This is a genomic window from Shewanella sp. Scap07, from assembly GCF_013394145.1.
Lineage (GTDB): Bacteria > Pseudomonadota > Gammaproteobacteria > Enterobacterales > Shewanellaceae > Shewanella > Shewanella waksmanii.
Map to the genome: position 1 here is coordinate 4,505,548 of NZ_CP041329.1, position 14,977 is coordinate 4,520,524.

General features: G+C 45.2%; 12 protein-coding genes. 8 read left to right on the top strand and 4 right to left on the bottom strand.

The window, feature by feature from the left end; translation table 11 throughout:
• Nucleotides 1–74 precede the first annotated feature (74 nt).
• The gene (locus FLM48_RS19875; RefSeq protein ID WP_179025871.1) at nt 75–1,016 is read left to right on the top strand and encodes an AraC family transcriptional regulator; all 942 of its coding nucleotides are present in this window, start codon (nt 75–77) and stop codon (nt 1,014–1,016) included.
• Between the two features lie 167 nt (nt 1,017–1,183).
• On the opposite strand, the gene FLM48_RS19880 is transcribed toward FLM48_RS19875, so the two are convergent.
• Nucleotides 1,184–2,071, bottom strand: a complete 888-nt coding sequence (locus tag FLM48_RS19880) for a dienelactone hydrolase family protein (protein ID WP_179025872.1) — start codon at nt 2,069–2,071, stop codon at nt 1,184–1,186.
• A 259-nt stretch (nt 2,072–2,330) separates the two neighbouring features.
• On the bottom strand, nt 2,331–3,248 hold the full coding sequence (locus tag FLM48_RS19885) for a LysR family transcriptional regulator (RefSeq protein WP_179025873.1): 918 nt from the start codon (nt 3,246–3,248) through the stop codon (nt 2,331–2,333).
• A gap of 338 nt (nt 3,249–3,586) precedes the next feature.
• Here FLM48_RS19885 and gntH point away from each other — a divergent pair, with 338 nt between their 5' ends.
• The 3 genes from gntH to FLM48_RS19900 all read left to right on the top strand — a co-directional run bounded on the left by gntH (nt 3,587) and on the right by FLM48_RS19900 (nt 6,628).
• Complete coding sequence (gntH, locus tag FLM48_RS19890; protein WP_218645312.1) at nt 3,587–4,849, top strand: guanitoxin biosynthesis MBL fold metallo-hydrolase GntH; 1,263 nt, start codon at nt 3,587–3,589, stop codon at nt 4,847–4,849.
• Nucleotides 4,850–4,905: 56 nt separating this feature from the next.
• Nucleotides 4,906–5,337, top strand: a complete 432-nt coding sequence (locus tag FLM48_RS19895) for a hypothetical protein (protein ID WP_179025875.1) — start codon at nt 4,906–4,908, stop codon at nt 5,335–5,337.
• Nucleotides 5,338–5,428: 91 nt separating this feature from the next.
• Nucleotides 5,429–6,628, top strand: a complete 1,200-nt coding sequence (locus tag FLM48_RS19900; protein WP_179025876.1) for a DUF3179 domain-containing (seleno)protein — start codon at nt 5,429–5,431, stop codon at nt 6,626–6,628.
• Between the two features lie 254 nt (nt 6,629–6,882).
• On the opposite strand, the gene FLM48_RS19905 is transcribed toward FLM48_RS19900, so the two are convergent.
• A complete protein-coding gene (locus tag FLM48_RS19905; RefSeq protein ID WP_028773362.1) occupies nt 6,883–7,233 on the bottom strand; it encodes a RidA family protein in 351 nt (116 codons plus the stop codon).
• 241 nt (nt 7,234–7,474) lie between these two features.
• Between FLM48_RS19905 and FLM48_RS19910 the strand changes: the two genes are divergently transcribed.
• Nucleotides 7,475–8,383, top strand: a complete 909-nt coding sequence (locus FLM48_RS19910) for a LysR family transcriptional regulator (protein WP_179025877.1) — start codon at nt 7,475–7,477, stop codon at nt 8,381–8,383.
• Between the two features lie 46 nt (nt 8,384–8,429).
• Here FLM48_RS19910 and FLM48_RS19915 read toward each other — a convergent pair whose 3' ends face one another.
• The gene (locus FLM48_RS19915; protein ID WP_256870986.1) at nt 8,430–8,972 is read right to left on the bottom strand and encodes an outer membrane beta-barrel protein; all 543 of its coding nucleotides are present in this window, start codon (nt 8,970–8,972) and stop codon (nt 8,430–8,432) included.
• A 350-nt stretch (nt 8,973–9,322) separates the two neighbouring features.
• Here FLM48_RS19915 and FLM48_RS19920 point away from each other — a divergent pair, with 350 nt between their 5' ends.
• From FLM48_RS19920 to FLM48_RS19930, 3 genes are read left to right on the top strand one after another with little or no spacing between them, the layout of a single operon-like run.
• Entirely contained in the window at nt 9,323–10,414 is a 1,092-nt protein-coding gene (locus tag FLM48_RS19920; protein ID WP_179025878.1) for an efflux RND transporter periplasmic adaptor subunit, read from the top strand.
• Complete coding sequence (locus tag FLM48_RS19925) at nt 10,414–13,467, top strand: efflux RND transporter permease subunit (protein WP_179025879.1); 3,054 nt, start codon at nt 10,414–10,416, stop codon at nt 13,465–13,467. The genes FLM48_RS19920 and FLM48_RS19925 overlap by 1 nt, the downstream gene beginning before the upstream one ends.
• Entirely contained in the window at nt 13,454–14,935 is a 1,482-nt protein-coding gene (locus FLM48_RS19930) for an efflux transporter outer membrane subunit (protein ID WP_179025880.1), read from the top strand. Before FLM48_RS19925 ends, FLM48_RS19930 begins: the two co-directional genes overlap by 14 nt.
• Nucleotides 14,936–14,977: the final 42 nt, after the last annotated feature.

Here is a 14,977-nt window from a genome sequence, read left to right on the forward strand (position 1 = left end):
CCACACAAGGAGTTCAATATGCATAAATGCAGTCTGGGAGGGCTCGGTCTGAATTAGCGTAAGGGTGAATACCTATGATTAAGTATAGTGTTAGACCTGCGGCATCGACGCAGAAATTGTTAAGGTATTGTGATGATACGCGTTTTGCTATGCCGGCAAAATTTGAGCATTTTAAAACTCTAGATCCCACTGACCTCATTAGCGGCCAAGCAATTTTTTCCGCCCTAGATACAGTGGAGAAACACAGTGATGACAAGCTGTTTTACAACAGTTTAGAGCCTTATATTCACGGTAATGAAGGCAGCATGGCCAAAATTTTAGGAGTGCAGGCTAAAACCCCTGCTGAAATGTTGGTGAGCTTTGCCAAGATCTATTCAAGTAAATTGAGCTCAACCAAGCTGCAACTGCTAGAAACCGATACTGAAGTCAAACTCATTTCACCACGCTTCACTAATCATGCAATATTGAAATTTGGTGACCTTATGCTGCACACCACCATTAAAAGCATCTTGTCGCCGTTTATGAGCTTAAAAAACCAAGATATCAATATCGAACTCCCTTTCGATAAACGCTTTTATGGTAAATACGCCGATAGGTTTGAAACCGTCTATTTTGACACTAACGCGTTCGCCGTCACCGTAAAGAAGCATGCATCAGAAGGCCACCTTGTTAATCGAGTAGGACTTAATACACCGTTACCGGTACCGCAGCAAATCACGGCGGCAGCCAATATGCTACCGCCCGATCAACTCAACCTAGATAATATTGCTTTTACCTTAGGATGTAGTGACAGGCAGTTATTGAAAACCTTACAAACACTGCAAATGCCAGCTACAGCAACGCTACAACAAATCAAATTTCGTCGGCTAAAAAGTCAGCTTATACGTGAGAACTGGAATTTAAAGAAAGCCGCCATAGATTTTGGTTATAACGACCAAAGTGGTCTTACTAAGCTGTTTAAGAATGTTGTCCAACTGACTCCCAAACAATATCGAGAAAAACACTTATCTGCGTAAGCCAGTGTATGGAATCCTGCTCCGCCGCAAAGCCATCCATGGGGCTCGGCGTTCAACTCTGATACAAAGGGGTTCACATCAGACGTAACCGCTAAGCCTACTTAGATCTATTCAAACAGCATCCCTGCATAAGGCCAGTTCGGTATCTTTAAGCAGCGGCCCCTAGTTTAGGCTAGCTTTTGGGTAAAAAATGCAATCGTCCGCTGCCATGCTAGATCAGCGTTTTCTTCATCGTAACGTGCCGTTGAGTCATTGTGAAAGCCGTGATTAGCACCTTTATACATATGCATGTTGTACTCGACCCCAGCTGCTTTTAAATCTTGCTCATATTCAGGCCAAGACTTATTAACCCGCTTATCTAGCTCTGCCAGTTGTATTAGCAGTGGCGCCTTAATATTTTGTCTAATCGTTTTGTCAGCCGGGGTACCGTAAAAAGGCACGCCAGCTGATAATAACTGACTATCTACGGCCGCCAAATAGTTAACCATATAACCGCCAAAGCAAAAGCCAACGGCACCGAGTTTTCCATTGCTTAATGGATGTGATTTAAGAAAGTTTGCAGCGGCTAAAAAGTCATTTTGTATTTTGCTTCTATCCAGCCCTTTTTGTAAGGCTCTGCCTTCATCATCGTTGCCCGGGTAGCCGCCGACAGGAAATAGCGCATCAGGTGCAAAAGCAACAAAACCGGATTTTGCTAAACGCCTGGCTACATCCTTCACATAAGGATTTAGCCCCCTATTTTCATGAACCACCAACACAACCGGATAGTGGGCTTTTTCTTCAGTGGGCTTGACGAAGTACCCTCGACCTTTGCCATGACCACTTGGTGAGTCAAATTCTTCGTAGCTGGCAACAATATCACTATCGTTAAAAGAAACTTGTTCAGCTAGAGCATAATTCGGCAATAAAGCAGAAGTTAACACACTCATTGAATATCCAGCCGCGACTAAGGTGCCCAGTTTTTTCATAAAGGTGCGCCGGTCCATTCCCCCATGTGCATAGTCATCGTACCAATCGAAAGCTTCTTGAGGGATAGGGTTGTTATTCTCTAGCATTGTTGACGTCCTTTTAAGTTATTTAAGCTTCATCTACAAACCATTAAAACCATTAGCCAGTCATTATTAATCAACAACATAGCAAGATTGCTTTGGACTTATCAATAGCTAGGGACTGAGTTGGCTCTGAGTAAACTTGCCCGATTGCGGGTTTCATAGCCCACTTCTCGCTCTTTAACCTGGCTCATTACTGCGTACAAAGGTTCAATCGAAGTAAGCTTTATGGTGTTAGCCAGTGTATGGGTAAAAAGACTCGAGTTTATTCTGCTGCCACATATCCACTGAGTGCTAGGTGTTGCTTAAGTTTGTCGCGTAACCATATGTGAGCAAGACTCTTCATTGTACGATTGTGGCAGATCATGTTGTGCACCACAGGGTGCGCTTTGTAAGGTAATTCGAGCATTTGCAAGTTGAATAACTCACAGTATTCTTGCGCGATAGATTCTGGTGCTAAACAAATGATGTCTGTTTTGCTAGCTAGGGCTAACCCCGAAATAATAGAATCACATTTCACCCATACTTTACGCTCCTCAAGCCGCTCTTCAGCTAAAAGATCTATTTCGTGCAACCCTGAACGACGGGCTTTAATACCCACATGCACTTCTTTGTAATATTGCTCTAAACTGATTTTTCCTTGAACTCTTTCATGATCTCTTGAACAGGTAAGCAGCATTCTATCTTTGTGTATTGGTTGGACATTAAAAGAGTGGTGACTAACATTGCCAACAGTTATCGCTAAGTCCACTTTCTGCAGGCTAATTTGCTCTAGCATTTCGTCTTGATCTGCGGGAGATAAAATAAATTGTATGTTGCATGCCCCGAGAGTTTTATCTTTACTAATGAGTGGCTGCAGCAGCAAAAGAATCGGCTCTGTCACAAATACAGTAAACAGGCGTGGCTTGTGGATATCAAAGGTTTTTATGTTGTCTAAAGCACTACTTATTCCATACATTAGTGGCTGAATATCACTCGCGAGTTTAACCGCTACCGCTGTAGGCCTAATCCCTCTACCTTCTCTCGTAAATAATGGCTCATCCAGTTGCTCAGTTAGTCTTCTAAGAATGTTACTGACAACTGGCTGAGTTGTATCTAACGCTTCAGCGGCCTTCGTGATTGAATTTAACCGATACACTTCCATAAACACAGAAAGTAGATTCCAATCTATTTTTTTGTGCATTTCCTTTCACCATACCGCCGATACATTTAGATTTTAAATGTATCACATTTATAACACATTATGTTTTTAAATTATTCGTTGTCACATAATTCCCACACCAAATAGCTAAGGCTATTAAATGATTTAAAGAATCGGTGTATAGGAAAAAATTTATGAATAACTTGAAAAAAACAATTTTGGCAACCCTGCTACCCGTATATTCAGGTAGCGCATTAGCAAATTCAGTCCCTGTTCCAATACAAGCCCCCTCATCACCTGAGGTTATTCAATCAGTCTTATCCGGTGGGATTTCAGGGGAGCGTTGGACCGAGGGCTTGATGTACGAAGGTGTAGCACCAATGCCATGGCTCAAATCCGCATCTAATTGGTACCCCGGAACTGAAGAGGTTCATCCTGAAGAAATGCGAGTCACATTCATGGGAACCTCACCAATGATTCGTCCAGGACAAATGAATACTTCGATTTATGTCGAGTTGGGTAATGGCGATAACTTTGTTTTTGATATCGGTGAGGGCTCTGTAGCTAACTATGTCGCAGCAGGGGTCGCGCTTAACGAGATCAAGCATGTCTTCTTGACGCATTTACACGTCGACCATTTTGGCGGTTTACCTTATCTCTGGATGTTTGGTACATGGAACGGTGGCTGGCATGAACCTTTGACTGTACACGGTCCAAGTGGAAGAGAGCCTCAATTCGGCACACAAGCCATGGTTGATGGCATGACTAATATGGTCGCATGGCATAAAGATTCCTTCAGTTTATTCCCTGTCGGGTCGGGACACGATTTACAGGTAAATGAATTTGATTATCGAAATAACGGCGGCGTCATTTATAACGAAAATGGGGTAACGATTACCCACTGGCAGCGCTCACACGGTAAAGATGGGTCTTCAGCTTATCGCTTAGATTGGAATGATATGTGCTTCACTTGGACGGGGGATGGTCGCCCAACTGAATTAGATATCAAATACGCAGAAGGCTGTGATCTGTTTATCACTGAATTGCAAACTGAATTGGTGGAAATAGGCTCTGCAGTGCAAGGCGTTCCGCCCTTTTTAACTCGCTACACAATAGATACACACCATACTCCAGCATACGGTGCAGGATATTTAGCAAATGAAATTCAGCCGCGCATGTTCATGACCACGCACATGAGCTACGACCCTTATCAAATTGAAGAAACAGTAGCTGAAGTCCGTGAGCACTGGAAAGGCCCCTATCACTTCGGTGCGCCAGACGGCATTGTCGTCAACATGACCAAAGACTCGGTTTGGGTACGTGAAGGCATTTTGCCTAAATACCCTAACTCGAAACCGCCACAATTTGATTTCACCAATGGACAATTAGTTATACCTGAGCCACCAAGAAAGCAGGCTGATATCCAAGAGGCCTTCATTCGCGAACAGCACATTGACCCCAAAAAGTATTACCCAGAAGGCATGTTGCCAGAAATGATTCTAGAGTGGCCTGTGGAGGGAGATCTCGTTGTCCCTGAAGATATGCTGCCAGAAACGTTACGCAAATCGATGGGAGCCAATTGGGACTTACAGCAAAAACGTAACGAATATTTTGAAAATAAGGCACGCCAAGAAACCAAATAACACAGATTTATCTTAACTCGGCAAGCACAACGCCTCCATCTTGAAGGACAACGAACATGAAAAAAACTATTTCTATGAGCACACTCATATTCTCATTACTTTTCTCAGCCAGTAGCAGTGCTGGCCATGGACACAATGATGAATTTTCACTGGAATCAGACAACACCCAAACAATCTCTTTTTGTGCAGCAGCTTCTTTGCAACTGCCAGGAAAAGGCAATGAAACCAACATTTTTTATAGTGCTTTAAAGGCTATAACCGACAATGCCTCTGCCTCTGAAAGGCAAATAGGCATTGTCGAAGGTCTCGGACTGGGTCAAGCAGGCGTTTTTGTGTCTCAAGGAGAGCAAGTACTGGCCAATCATTATGAAAATTACTGTCAGCCGATGCTAGCTAAACTCGGTACCTTTGCCAAATCAAACGATGATTCATATATCAAGAGTGAAATACTGCTCAAAGAAGACTCGTATCACCCACACCATCATTAATTAAACATCAGCATTTCAAGCTGATATATGACAAATTTCAAATCACTGTAAAAGTGAATGGCAGTTTACTTTGACTTAAAAGGAACAACACATGAATTATATATTTTGGTTCGCTCTCATTACTGCGATGGCCGCTAACGTTCGAATTTTTTGGGACCTATCTGACTTTAGCCAACTGCTTAATATCAGAGCCTTTCCACGCTCAACATTTATGAAAACTTGGTACATGCGAAACGCATTGAAATGGACGGCTATACTCTTTAGCCTAGTTGCGATAGCAACCAATCACGTAGCAGGTGTAATGTCATGGTCAATGCTAAGCATAATCTTAACGATTGGTTTTGTTTTTTACTATGCAGGGCTAATTAACCCACGCTTTATGATGCCTCAAAAAATGGACGATGGTCATTTTGTTGATATCACAGCTGGAGCAAAGAAAATCCGCCCGCACAATGAAGTCATGGTAATGGTAAATAATGGCCACGCTCGTGCTCACGCTGACTTCGAAATGTGGCGTCCACATATTGCAGGTAATAAAGATAAAGGTCTTGGCGGTGAAGATATTGTAATGACCTATTGTTCGCTATCGAATGTTTGTGTCGGTGTACGCCCATATATAGATGGTGAACGCTTAGATCTACATGTCGCTACGCAACTAGAGAACAATTTGCTTATGGAGGATAAGAATACTGGCGAACCTATCCAACAATTGGGGATGGCGCGTGAGTGCAATTTGAATTCCAAAATGGAAGAGTTTCCGACCTTCAAAATGCCTTACGAGAAGTTTTGTGCAGCCTATCCAGAAGGTGAAGTATTTGTCGAATCTCGACCATCATTTTTCCGTAACCCATTAGGCTTCTTACACGAAGTTGTTATGGACGGTCTTTTCTACTTACATGTGACGAAGCAACGAAACAATGAAGAATTTCTGTTTAACACTTGCAAGAATATCGACCCAGACCAAAGGTTACACAAAAAAGAACACGTATGGGGCCTAAACGTGGGAGACGTATACACTTGTTATAATATGGCCTTCCTGAAATCTAACAGCAACCTTGTTAACACTGTTGTCGGCGGGAAAAAATTAGTTATCCACTACGATGAGCAATTTGAATCCGTTGGAGTTTGGTACAATCCGTTTAATGAGCAGGTAACGCAGATTGATTTTTTTGGTCAGTCAAATTTAGGTCAACTAGAACGTGTTGAATCTGTGAAAGCCGGTATATTTTATGGGGTCTGGTACAACTTCTATCCTCAAACAACAATCAATTTAAACGAAGCTCAATCATAGTGAACAACTAAACCATCAAATGATGTTGTCCTTTCAGAAAAGGACAACATCAGCCTTAAGATGTTAGGCCACGCTGAATAATCTAATAAATAGTTAAATCTTCTCTTTTATAGCCATCTTCGAATCACACTTGGCATTAATTAGGGCGAAGTAAATTTTATCTAGCTAGACTACACTCCCAACTCCAAGTCCCGTTCTAACCACCTTTAAACTGGCTCACTACTGCAGGTAATAGCTGACCATGAAGGAGCGAGTTACTTTTCTGCTGCTACCACAGAAATCTCAACCAATAGCGCATCGCGTGCCATTTTGGCTTCAACACAAGCACGTGCTGGCGCATGACCTTCTGGTACCCACGCATCCCATACCGCATTCATTTCAGCAAAATACTGCATGTCTTTTATGTAAATGGTTGCCGATAACATATGCTCTCTATCACTGCCCGCTTGCAGCAACAGCGCATCGACTTTGTCTAGCATGGTTTGGGTTTGCTCGGTAATGCCCTGCTCGGCGTCAGCACACACTTGGCCACATAAATAGATGGTGCCATTGTGTTTAACAATGCGGCTCATACGCTTGCCGGTTTCTAGGCGTTCTATGCTCATAGTGATCTCTTTAATCGCGAAAAAAATAAACGCTTATCTTACTATAGGAATTTGCAGCTAGGCTACTGAGGGTTACTCATCACGTCGCTATCAACAGCGTTATTTCACTCCCTAGCCTCAATGCTATAGCTATATCTGCAAGCTAGATGATGAATTTGCTGGTACGCGCACTGATTTTACTGACAAATTCGGGTACAACTAGTAACTGAACAGTGGCTTGAACTACACATACAGGCATCGCATGAATACAAATGATCTCGAACTCTTCATTGCTGTAGCAAAGCTGGGCAGCTTCTCTAAAGCTGCAGAGTCTTTTGATACCCGCCGCGCCTTAGTCAGTCGCCGTATTGGTGAGCTAGAAAGCCAATTGGGGACGCCGCTGTTTGTTCGTACCACTCGAGCGATGTCGTTAACCCCAAGTGGTGAGCAGTTTCTTGAACAAGTAGAGCCTATTCTTAACCAGTTACATAACGCTACCCATGCGATAAAAAATCGCACTGAAGTACAGGGAAAGCTGCGTATTGGCCTGCTGCCTTTTGCAGATAAATTATTAGCGGATCAAATTGCTGATTTTAGCTTTGTCTATCCCAAGGTACAGCTTGATGTGTTTACCTTAGGGGGCGGCTACCGGGATATCACGCGGCTAGGGCTGGATTTTGCTTTAGAGGTAGGTCAGCTTGACGACAGTAGCTTTATCGCCAAAAAGTTAATCTCTTTTACGCAAAAGCTGTATGCCTCGCCAGCCTATTTAAAGCGTAACCCGCCAATAAACAGTATTGATGACTTGGCAGAACATCGATTACTCGGCTCGCGACTAGGAACCGGAATTGTCGAGCCTCAGTGGCTATTTACGACTGCCAAAACCGATGTGAAGTATAAGATCACCAGTGATTTCAGCTCGCTTTACAGTTTCTGTCTAGCCGGTGCTGGGGTGGCGTTACTGCCCTATGGTATCGTGTCCAAAGACGTTAAAAATGGCCAATTGGTCAACATTTTGCCAGAGCTAGAAACGGAAGAAACCGATGTCTATTTAGTGTATGCCAGTCGTAAGCATATGACCTCATCGGCCAAGCTGTTTATTGAACATATTCAACAAGCCTTAACCGACCTTAAACGCTTAAATGAGCTAGAAAAAAACAGAAAGTACTAATTAGCCGTCAGTACTCTCTGCAAAAACAACGTGGTTAGGCGGTGTTTTAAAACTTGTAATCTAAGGTCAGGTAAACCTGTTGGCTATTATCGATTTCAATGCCATTTTCGTTGTAGTCCTGCGCTAAATAGCGATAACCTAAATCAGACGAGAAATGCTTGCTCCACTGATATTGCATACCCACTTGGCCACCCCAAACAAAGTCTGTTGACGCGCGGCCCGCCACCTTGTTGTCATTGGCCCCCATTGTCACACCCGCAAACAAATTCACGTCTTGGTGCACAGGAATCATGTAGTCATAAGAGACTAACCAGCTATATTGCTCCTGCTTATATTTGTCACCACCTTGGTTAAACTTGTCTTCCATATAGGCAAAGGTACCTGTGATACGGTGCTGCTTTTCAATAAGCATACCGATGCGAGCTTGGTAAGACATGTCTTCAGTATCTTTGTTGAGATTACCTTCAATGCTGTCCGACTGATAACCCAGTCCCATACCGGCGAAGTAATCAATCTCTACCGCTTGAGCACTGCTACACAATAACGTCGTTCCCGCTGCCATCATCATTATTTTATTCAGTTTCATCATCGACTCCTAAGTCACTTAATCATTATCAATTTGGCTTGATGGGATACACTTTAAGCCAAGTTAATGGGCGGCAGAAGCCCCGATTTAGGAGTATCTTTGTACCTTATTGAGAGACAATCTAATGGTTTTTTACAGTTATGAATTAGCCAGTTAACATTTCAACATCAATACTGAATATCACCTGAATTAGTTAGGTTATTTTTGTTCGCTGTAACAAATATGCACTGGTTACTTTGCGCTTCAAAATAGTTGATTGTCTCGAAAAATGAGTCAATGAAACTACTAATATACCGCTACTCTCAGGCCACCAAACTCCCTACCATTGCCACAACTCATAGGGAGACATATTGATGAAACCAATCCACTATTCGACATTATTCGTTGCCTTGATGCTGACAACTGCTTGCAGCCAAGAAACCACAAATGATCCTAAGCCATCACAGCCCGTTGCTGTGATGACAGTTAATGCTTCACACCTAAACCATGACCTACGTTTCTCTGGCGTTTTAGAATCTCAGCAACAAGCGCGTTTAGCGTTTAGGGTCGCTGGCACCATTGAGTCAATTCATGTCGATGCCGGTGACGAGGTCAAAGCAGGCCAGCTACTGGCAGCTTTGGATCCCCATGACTATCAAGTGAGAGTGGCAGAGCTAGAAGCAAGGCTGAGTGAAGCGCAGGCAAGCCATAAGCAAGCAGTGAATGAACTAGCGCGCACTGAATTTGCCCGTTCAGGCAATGCTATTTCGTCGGTTAGCTTAGATAGAGCCAAAACCTCAGTGGCCCGCGCCCAAGCAGGTATTGATGTTATTGAGCAAAACCTCACCCAAGCCAAAGACGCGCTAAAGTACACCCGATTGACCGCACCTTTTGACGGTGTGATCGGTAAACGTAACTTTGATGCATTTGAACAAGTTAGCCCAGGTATTCCAGCATTTGTCCTCCACCAGCCTGAGGTACTTCAAGCGGTTATCGATGTGCCTGAGCCGTTACTACAGCACTTCTATCAAGGTAAACGTAGCCGAGTATATGCCAACAATGACCCGATGCCGATCCTAGGCACAGTCACTGAAATCGCTACCATTCCTGACACGATCAAACGCACTTTTAGTGCGAGCATTCTACTGGATAACTCCTCACTCGAAAGTAGTGACCGCGCGATCTACCCAGGCATGGTGATTTCGGCGCGAATTAGTGATAGCAACAGCCAACACGCCACCTGCATTCCAGCAACGGCATTGTACACAGTGCAAAATCAGCCCTACATCACTAAGGTTGAGGCCAACACCAGTAAACGCGTTGCCGTAGAAGTACTGCGCCAAGGTCGCAAAACCAGTTGTGTTGAGGGTGATATCCAACTCAATGATCGCCTCATTGTTGCCGGCGCTGCATTTGTCCAAGATGGCACCACAATTGATAATATTCTGGATGCAGGGGTGCTGTAATGAATCTCGCTGCATTTGCTATTAAACAACGCACTTTTGTCGGCTTCTTCACTGTGTTGTGTATGATTGCCGGCATCTATTCCTACTTTGATTTGGGCAAGCTCGAAGACCCCTCTTTTACGGTGAAAACCGCCGTCGTCGTGACCTTATATCCAGGCGCGTCAGCGGAGGAAGTTGAAGAGCTGGTTACCGATACCGTTGAGACTAAATTACAAGAGATGGGATCGCTAAAAACGCTGCGCTCGCTATCCAGACCCGGCATGTCGATGATATTTGTCGACCTCAACGCCACTGTCAGCTCTAACGATCTCCCCCAAGAATGGGATTTGCTTAGGCGTAAAGTCAATGACATCAAATTGGCACTGCCATTAGAAGCACAAATCAGTCTAGTAGAAGATGAGTTTAGTGAAGTCTACGGCATGCTGTTTGCCATTCACAGTCAAGATGCCGAACCATACCAACTCAAAGAGTATGCGGAGACTTTGCAGCGCAAGCTCAAAGAAGTGCAAGGCATTAAGAAAGTTGAATTACACGGCGTACAACAGCGGGTAGTGTATGTCGATATTGATGATGCGCGAATTGCTAATTCGGGCCTATCTACTAGCCAAGTTTTCAACCAAATTAATAGTCAAAACATCACCTTAAATGCCGGCAGTTTTGAATCAGGTATCGAGCGTATTCGCGTGGCGCAAACCGGCAGTTTCCAGTCAATCGAAGATATTAAGAACATCACTATTCGATCTGGTATGGGTGAGCTCAGCAGTGGCTTAATCCGCTTAGGAGATATTGCCGAGGTCTATTACGACTATCAAACCCCAGCACTGTCGCAAAGCCGCTTTAATGCTGAAGATGCGGTGACCGTTGCCGTTAGCCCTGTTAACGGTATCAATGTGGTTTCTTTAGGCGACACCATCAAGCAAGTCATTGATGACATGCAGCAACAACTGCCCCAAGGCGTCACCATTAGTACCATTGCATTCCAGCCCGATGAAGTGCATAAATCTATTACTGGCTTTATCAACAACTTACTAGAAAGTATTGCCATTGTGGTGGTGATACTGATGATTTTCATGGGCTGGCGCAGCGCCACCGTGGTCGGTGCGAGCCTGTTGCTCACCATCTTGTTCACGCTCATTTTCATGAACATTGTCAATATCGATTTACAACGTGTATCGGTCGGTTCGTTCATTTTGGCGCTGGGCATGTTGGTCGATAACGCCATTGTGATCACTGATATGTTTGTCAGTAAACTCAAAGCCGGTCGCGCTCGACTGCAAGCGGCTACCGAAAGTGTTGGTGAAACCGCATTGCCGTTACTGGGCGCAACCGTTATTGCCATCATGGGTGCTACGCCAGTTATCTTCTCGCAAACCGATGCCGCTGAGTTTTCTGTTTCAGTGGTGCAAATTTTGGCAAGTTCGTTACTGCTGTCTTGGATTGTCGCCATGACCATCACCCCATTGATGTGCTGGGCGTTCATTAAAGTTAAAGCTAACCAGGCTGATGCAGATGACAGCAAAGTCAAAGTTAAGTTTACCCAGCTACTCAAAGCCACGGTTAAAAACCCCAAGACCACTATCGCCATTTTAATCCCAGCGATGTTGATCACCTTTGCAGCCATGCCACTGGTTAAGGTGAACTTCATCCCTACATCAGACAGACCTATGGTGTTTGTCGACTACTGGCTGCCCAATGGCAGTCGTATTGAAGATGTCTCAACCGATATGGCCAAAATAGAACAGTGGTTACTTGCCAGACCAGAAGTGGTCAATATTTCCACCTCCATTGGTGCCAGCGCACCGCGTTTTTCGGTCACGGTGGAACCTGAGCCACTGGATAATAGCTATGGCCAGATCCTTATCAACGCGCGGCAATATGAAGATATTGATACCCTCATTCGCGAAGGTAATGAGTGGATTGCGGCAACCTTTCCGCAGGCCCAGCCGAGGTTTAGATCGCTCAAGTTAGCCACCAAGGACAAGTTCAGTATTGAAGCGCGTTTCTCAGGCGAAGATCCGTTAGTGCTGCAACAACTGTCGGCGCAGGCACAGGCGATTATTGATGCTCATCCCCATACTCGTTATGTACGTGATGATTGGCGTCAAGAAAGCAAAGTGCTAATCCCGGTGATCAACCAAGAAAAAGCCCGACTTGCCGGGGTTAACCGTGCCGATATTACCTTGGCAATCAAACGCGCCAGCGACGGCTTAACCATAGGCCAGTTGCGTCAGCATGGAGAGCAGATCCCCATCATTCTTAACAGCTCAAACACTGAGCTCGATGATATTGGCAATATTCCAGTGCGCTCAATTGCGGGGATTCACAGTGTGCCGCTCTCTCACGTTGTCGATGACATTATTGTCAGTGGTGAGCAAAGTATGCGCTGGCGCCGCGACAGGGTACCGACAATTACCGTCCAAGCCGGTGTTTATGGCGACTCAATTGGTAATGTGCGTAATGAGATTGCCGCCGACATTGAGGCGATTGCCTTACCTGCAGGTTACCAAATGCAGTGGGGCGGTGAGTATGCCGATGAGCGGGAAGCCATTGAAGACATCATGACACAAACGCCAAAGTCTTTCTTAATTATGGTCATTATTTTGGTGCTGTTGTTTAACGCCTTTAAACAGCCAGCCATCATTCTTATCACACTGCCATTGGCCTTCATTGGTGTGTGTTGGAGCCTGATTTTACTCGGTAAACCGTTTGGTTTTATGGCTTTGGTCGGTGCGATTGCGCTATCAGGCATGATCATCAAAAACGGCATTGTGCTATTGGATCAAATTGAGCTAGAACGCAAAAAAGGCACAGCGCTCGATGATGCCATTGTTAATGCAACAATCAATCGTACCATGGCGATCTCTATGGGCGCATTAACCACGGCACTGGGCATGGTTCCCCTGCTTAGCGATCTGCTATTTGATCAGATGGCAGCCACCATTATTGGCGGGCTTGCGGTAGCGACATTGTTGTCACTGTTTATCACCCCAGCCTTATACAAACTATTTTTCCAATCAAGTGCCACCAAAGAGGCGAGCAATGAAAAAGTCTAGTTTACCCATAATTATCGCCTTATTGTTAAGCGGTTGCTCAGTCACACCAGAATACCAAGCGCCGGATACAATTAGCACCGATGCAGTCTATATGCACCAAGGCGAGCACAGCCAGCAGCATACGACTGGCCACTGGTGGAGCCAGTTTAACGACCCACAATTGGATCAGTTGATCGCTGATATGCAGGCACAAAATATTAACCTGCAAATCGCTGCTGAACGGATTCAGGCGGCGGCTGCCTACCAGCAAGCTGTGGCATCACTGAAGGTACCCACAGTTAGCGCTGGTGTAAGCGGCGGCTCATATGGTATTTCAGAAAAAGATCCGCTGCTTGGCGCAGCGGTAGCAGGTATCACCTTGCCCATTAGCGATCAAAAAATTGAGTTGATTGATAAATCTCAACAGGTCTACGCCGTGGGGGTCAATGTCAGTTGGCAAGCCGACCTATTTGGCCGCCTAGACGCGCTAGATCAAGCGGCGCAAATCCGCCAAGAGCAAGCGGAGATACTGCGCCAAGGCGTGACCACATTGGTCACCGCCGACTTAATCCATAACTACCTACAGTACCGTGGAGCGCAAGCACGCTTGGCTATTGCCACCCAAAATATTGATGACCAACTCACGACATTGGAGATGGTGGAAACACTGGTCAACAGTGGTTATGGATCGGATCTCGATTTAGCCAAAGCGCGCGCGGCTCTGGCAGCAATGAGTGCTAATAAAACGGCATTGCAAACAGCCGAGAAAGCCCATTTGTATCGTATCGCCACATTACTGGGGCAGCATCCCAGTGAAGTGACCCAACGCTTTAGTGCTGCGCCGTTACCAGAAGTGACCGGTAAAATCCCAGTGGGCTTGCCATCTTCACTACTACAACGCCGAACCGATATTGCCTTGGCTGAGCGCGAAATGGCAGCGATAAACCATGAACTCGGGGCCAGTATTGCTGGGCGCTATCCCGATATGTACCTCACTGCCAGTCCTGCAACCTTGGCGGGTAATGTCGATGAGTTGTTTAGTTCTGGCAGTAGCAGTTGGCTAGCGGGCGTTGGGATTAACTGGACACTGTTTGATGGTGGTCGCACTGAGGCGGTGATCGATATGCAGCAAGCCCGCTTTAAACAAGCAGGTTTGCGCTATCAGCATGCAGTTAACAGTGCCTTTAATGAAGTGGAAACCAGCTTGATGAGCTATGGCAATAGCCTGACCTTCCACCAGCAGTTGCAGCAAGCATCCAATCAATCTCATATCGCGGTAGATAAAGCCAAACACCTTTATCAAGCCGGGTTGATCGATTACTTGCAAGTGCTCGATGCACAGCGACAGCAGCATCAACTTGATGACGCAGCAATCATTGCCAAGCTCAATATTGCCGCCAATTTAGTCTTAGTCAATAAGGCACTGGGCGGTGACTGGCAAGCAGCACCCACACAGTTAACCAGCTGTGTTAACTGCTCCAGCCATTAGTAATAATCGACAGGGGGTACGCCCCCTGCACAACTATTACCA

Excerpts from the sequence above, each read along its gene's own strand:
- FLM48_RS19875 (WP_179025871.1), top strand. The coding sequence starts at position 75 with ATGATTAAGTATAGTGTTAGACCTGCGGCATCGACGCAGAAATTGTTA.
- FLM48_RS19880 (WP_179025872.1), bottom strand. The coding sequence starts at position 2,071 with ATGCTAGAGAATAACAACCCTATCCCTCAAGAAGCTTTCGATTGGTAC.
- FLM48_RS19885 (WP_179025873.1), bottom strand. The coding sequence starts at position 3,248 with ATGCACAAAAAAATAGATTGGAATCTACTTTCTGTGTTTATGGAAGTG.
- gntH (WP_218645312.1), top strand. The coding sequence starts at position 3,587 with ATGCCATGGCTCAAATCCGCATCTAATTGGTACCCCGGAACTGAAGAG.
- FLM48_RS19895 (WP_179025875.1), top strand. The coding sequence starts at position 4,906 with ATGAAAAAAACTATTTCTATGAGCACACTCATATTCTCATTACTTTTC.
- FLM48_RS19900 (WP_179025876.1), top strand. The coding sequence starts at position 5,429 with ATGAATTATATATTTTGGTTCGCTCTCATTACTGCGATGGCCGCTAAC.
- FLM48_RS19905 (WP_028773362.1), bottom strand. The coding sequence starts at position 7,233 with ATGAGCATAGAACGCCTAGAAACCGGCAAGCGTATGAGCCGCATTGTT.
- FLM48_RS19910 (WP_179025877.1), top strand. The coding sequence starts at position 7,475 with ATGAATACAAATGATCTCGAACTCTTCATTGCTGTAGCAAAGCTGGGC.
- FLM48_RS19915 (WP_256870986.1), bottom strand. The coding sequence starts at position 8,972 with ATGATGAAACTGAATAAAATAATGATGATGGCAGCGGGAACGACGTTA.
- FLM48_RS19920 (WP_179025878.1), top strand. The coding sequence starts at position 9,323 with ATGAAACCAATCCACTATTCGACATTATTCGTTGCCTTGATGCTGACA.
- FLM48_RS19925 (WP_179025879.1), top strand. The coding sequence starts at position 10,414 with ATGAATCTCGCTGCATTTGCTATTAAACAACGCACTTTTGTCGGCTTC.
- FLM48_RS19930 (WP_179025880.1), top strand. The coding sequence starts at position 13,454 with ATGAAAAAGTCTAGTTTACCCATAATTATCGCCTTATTGTTAAGCGGT.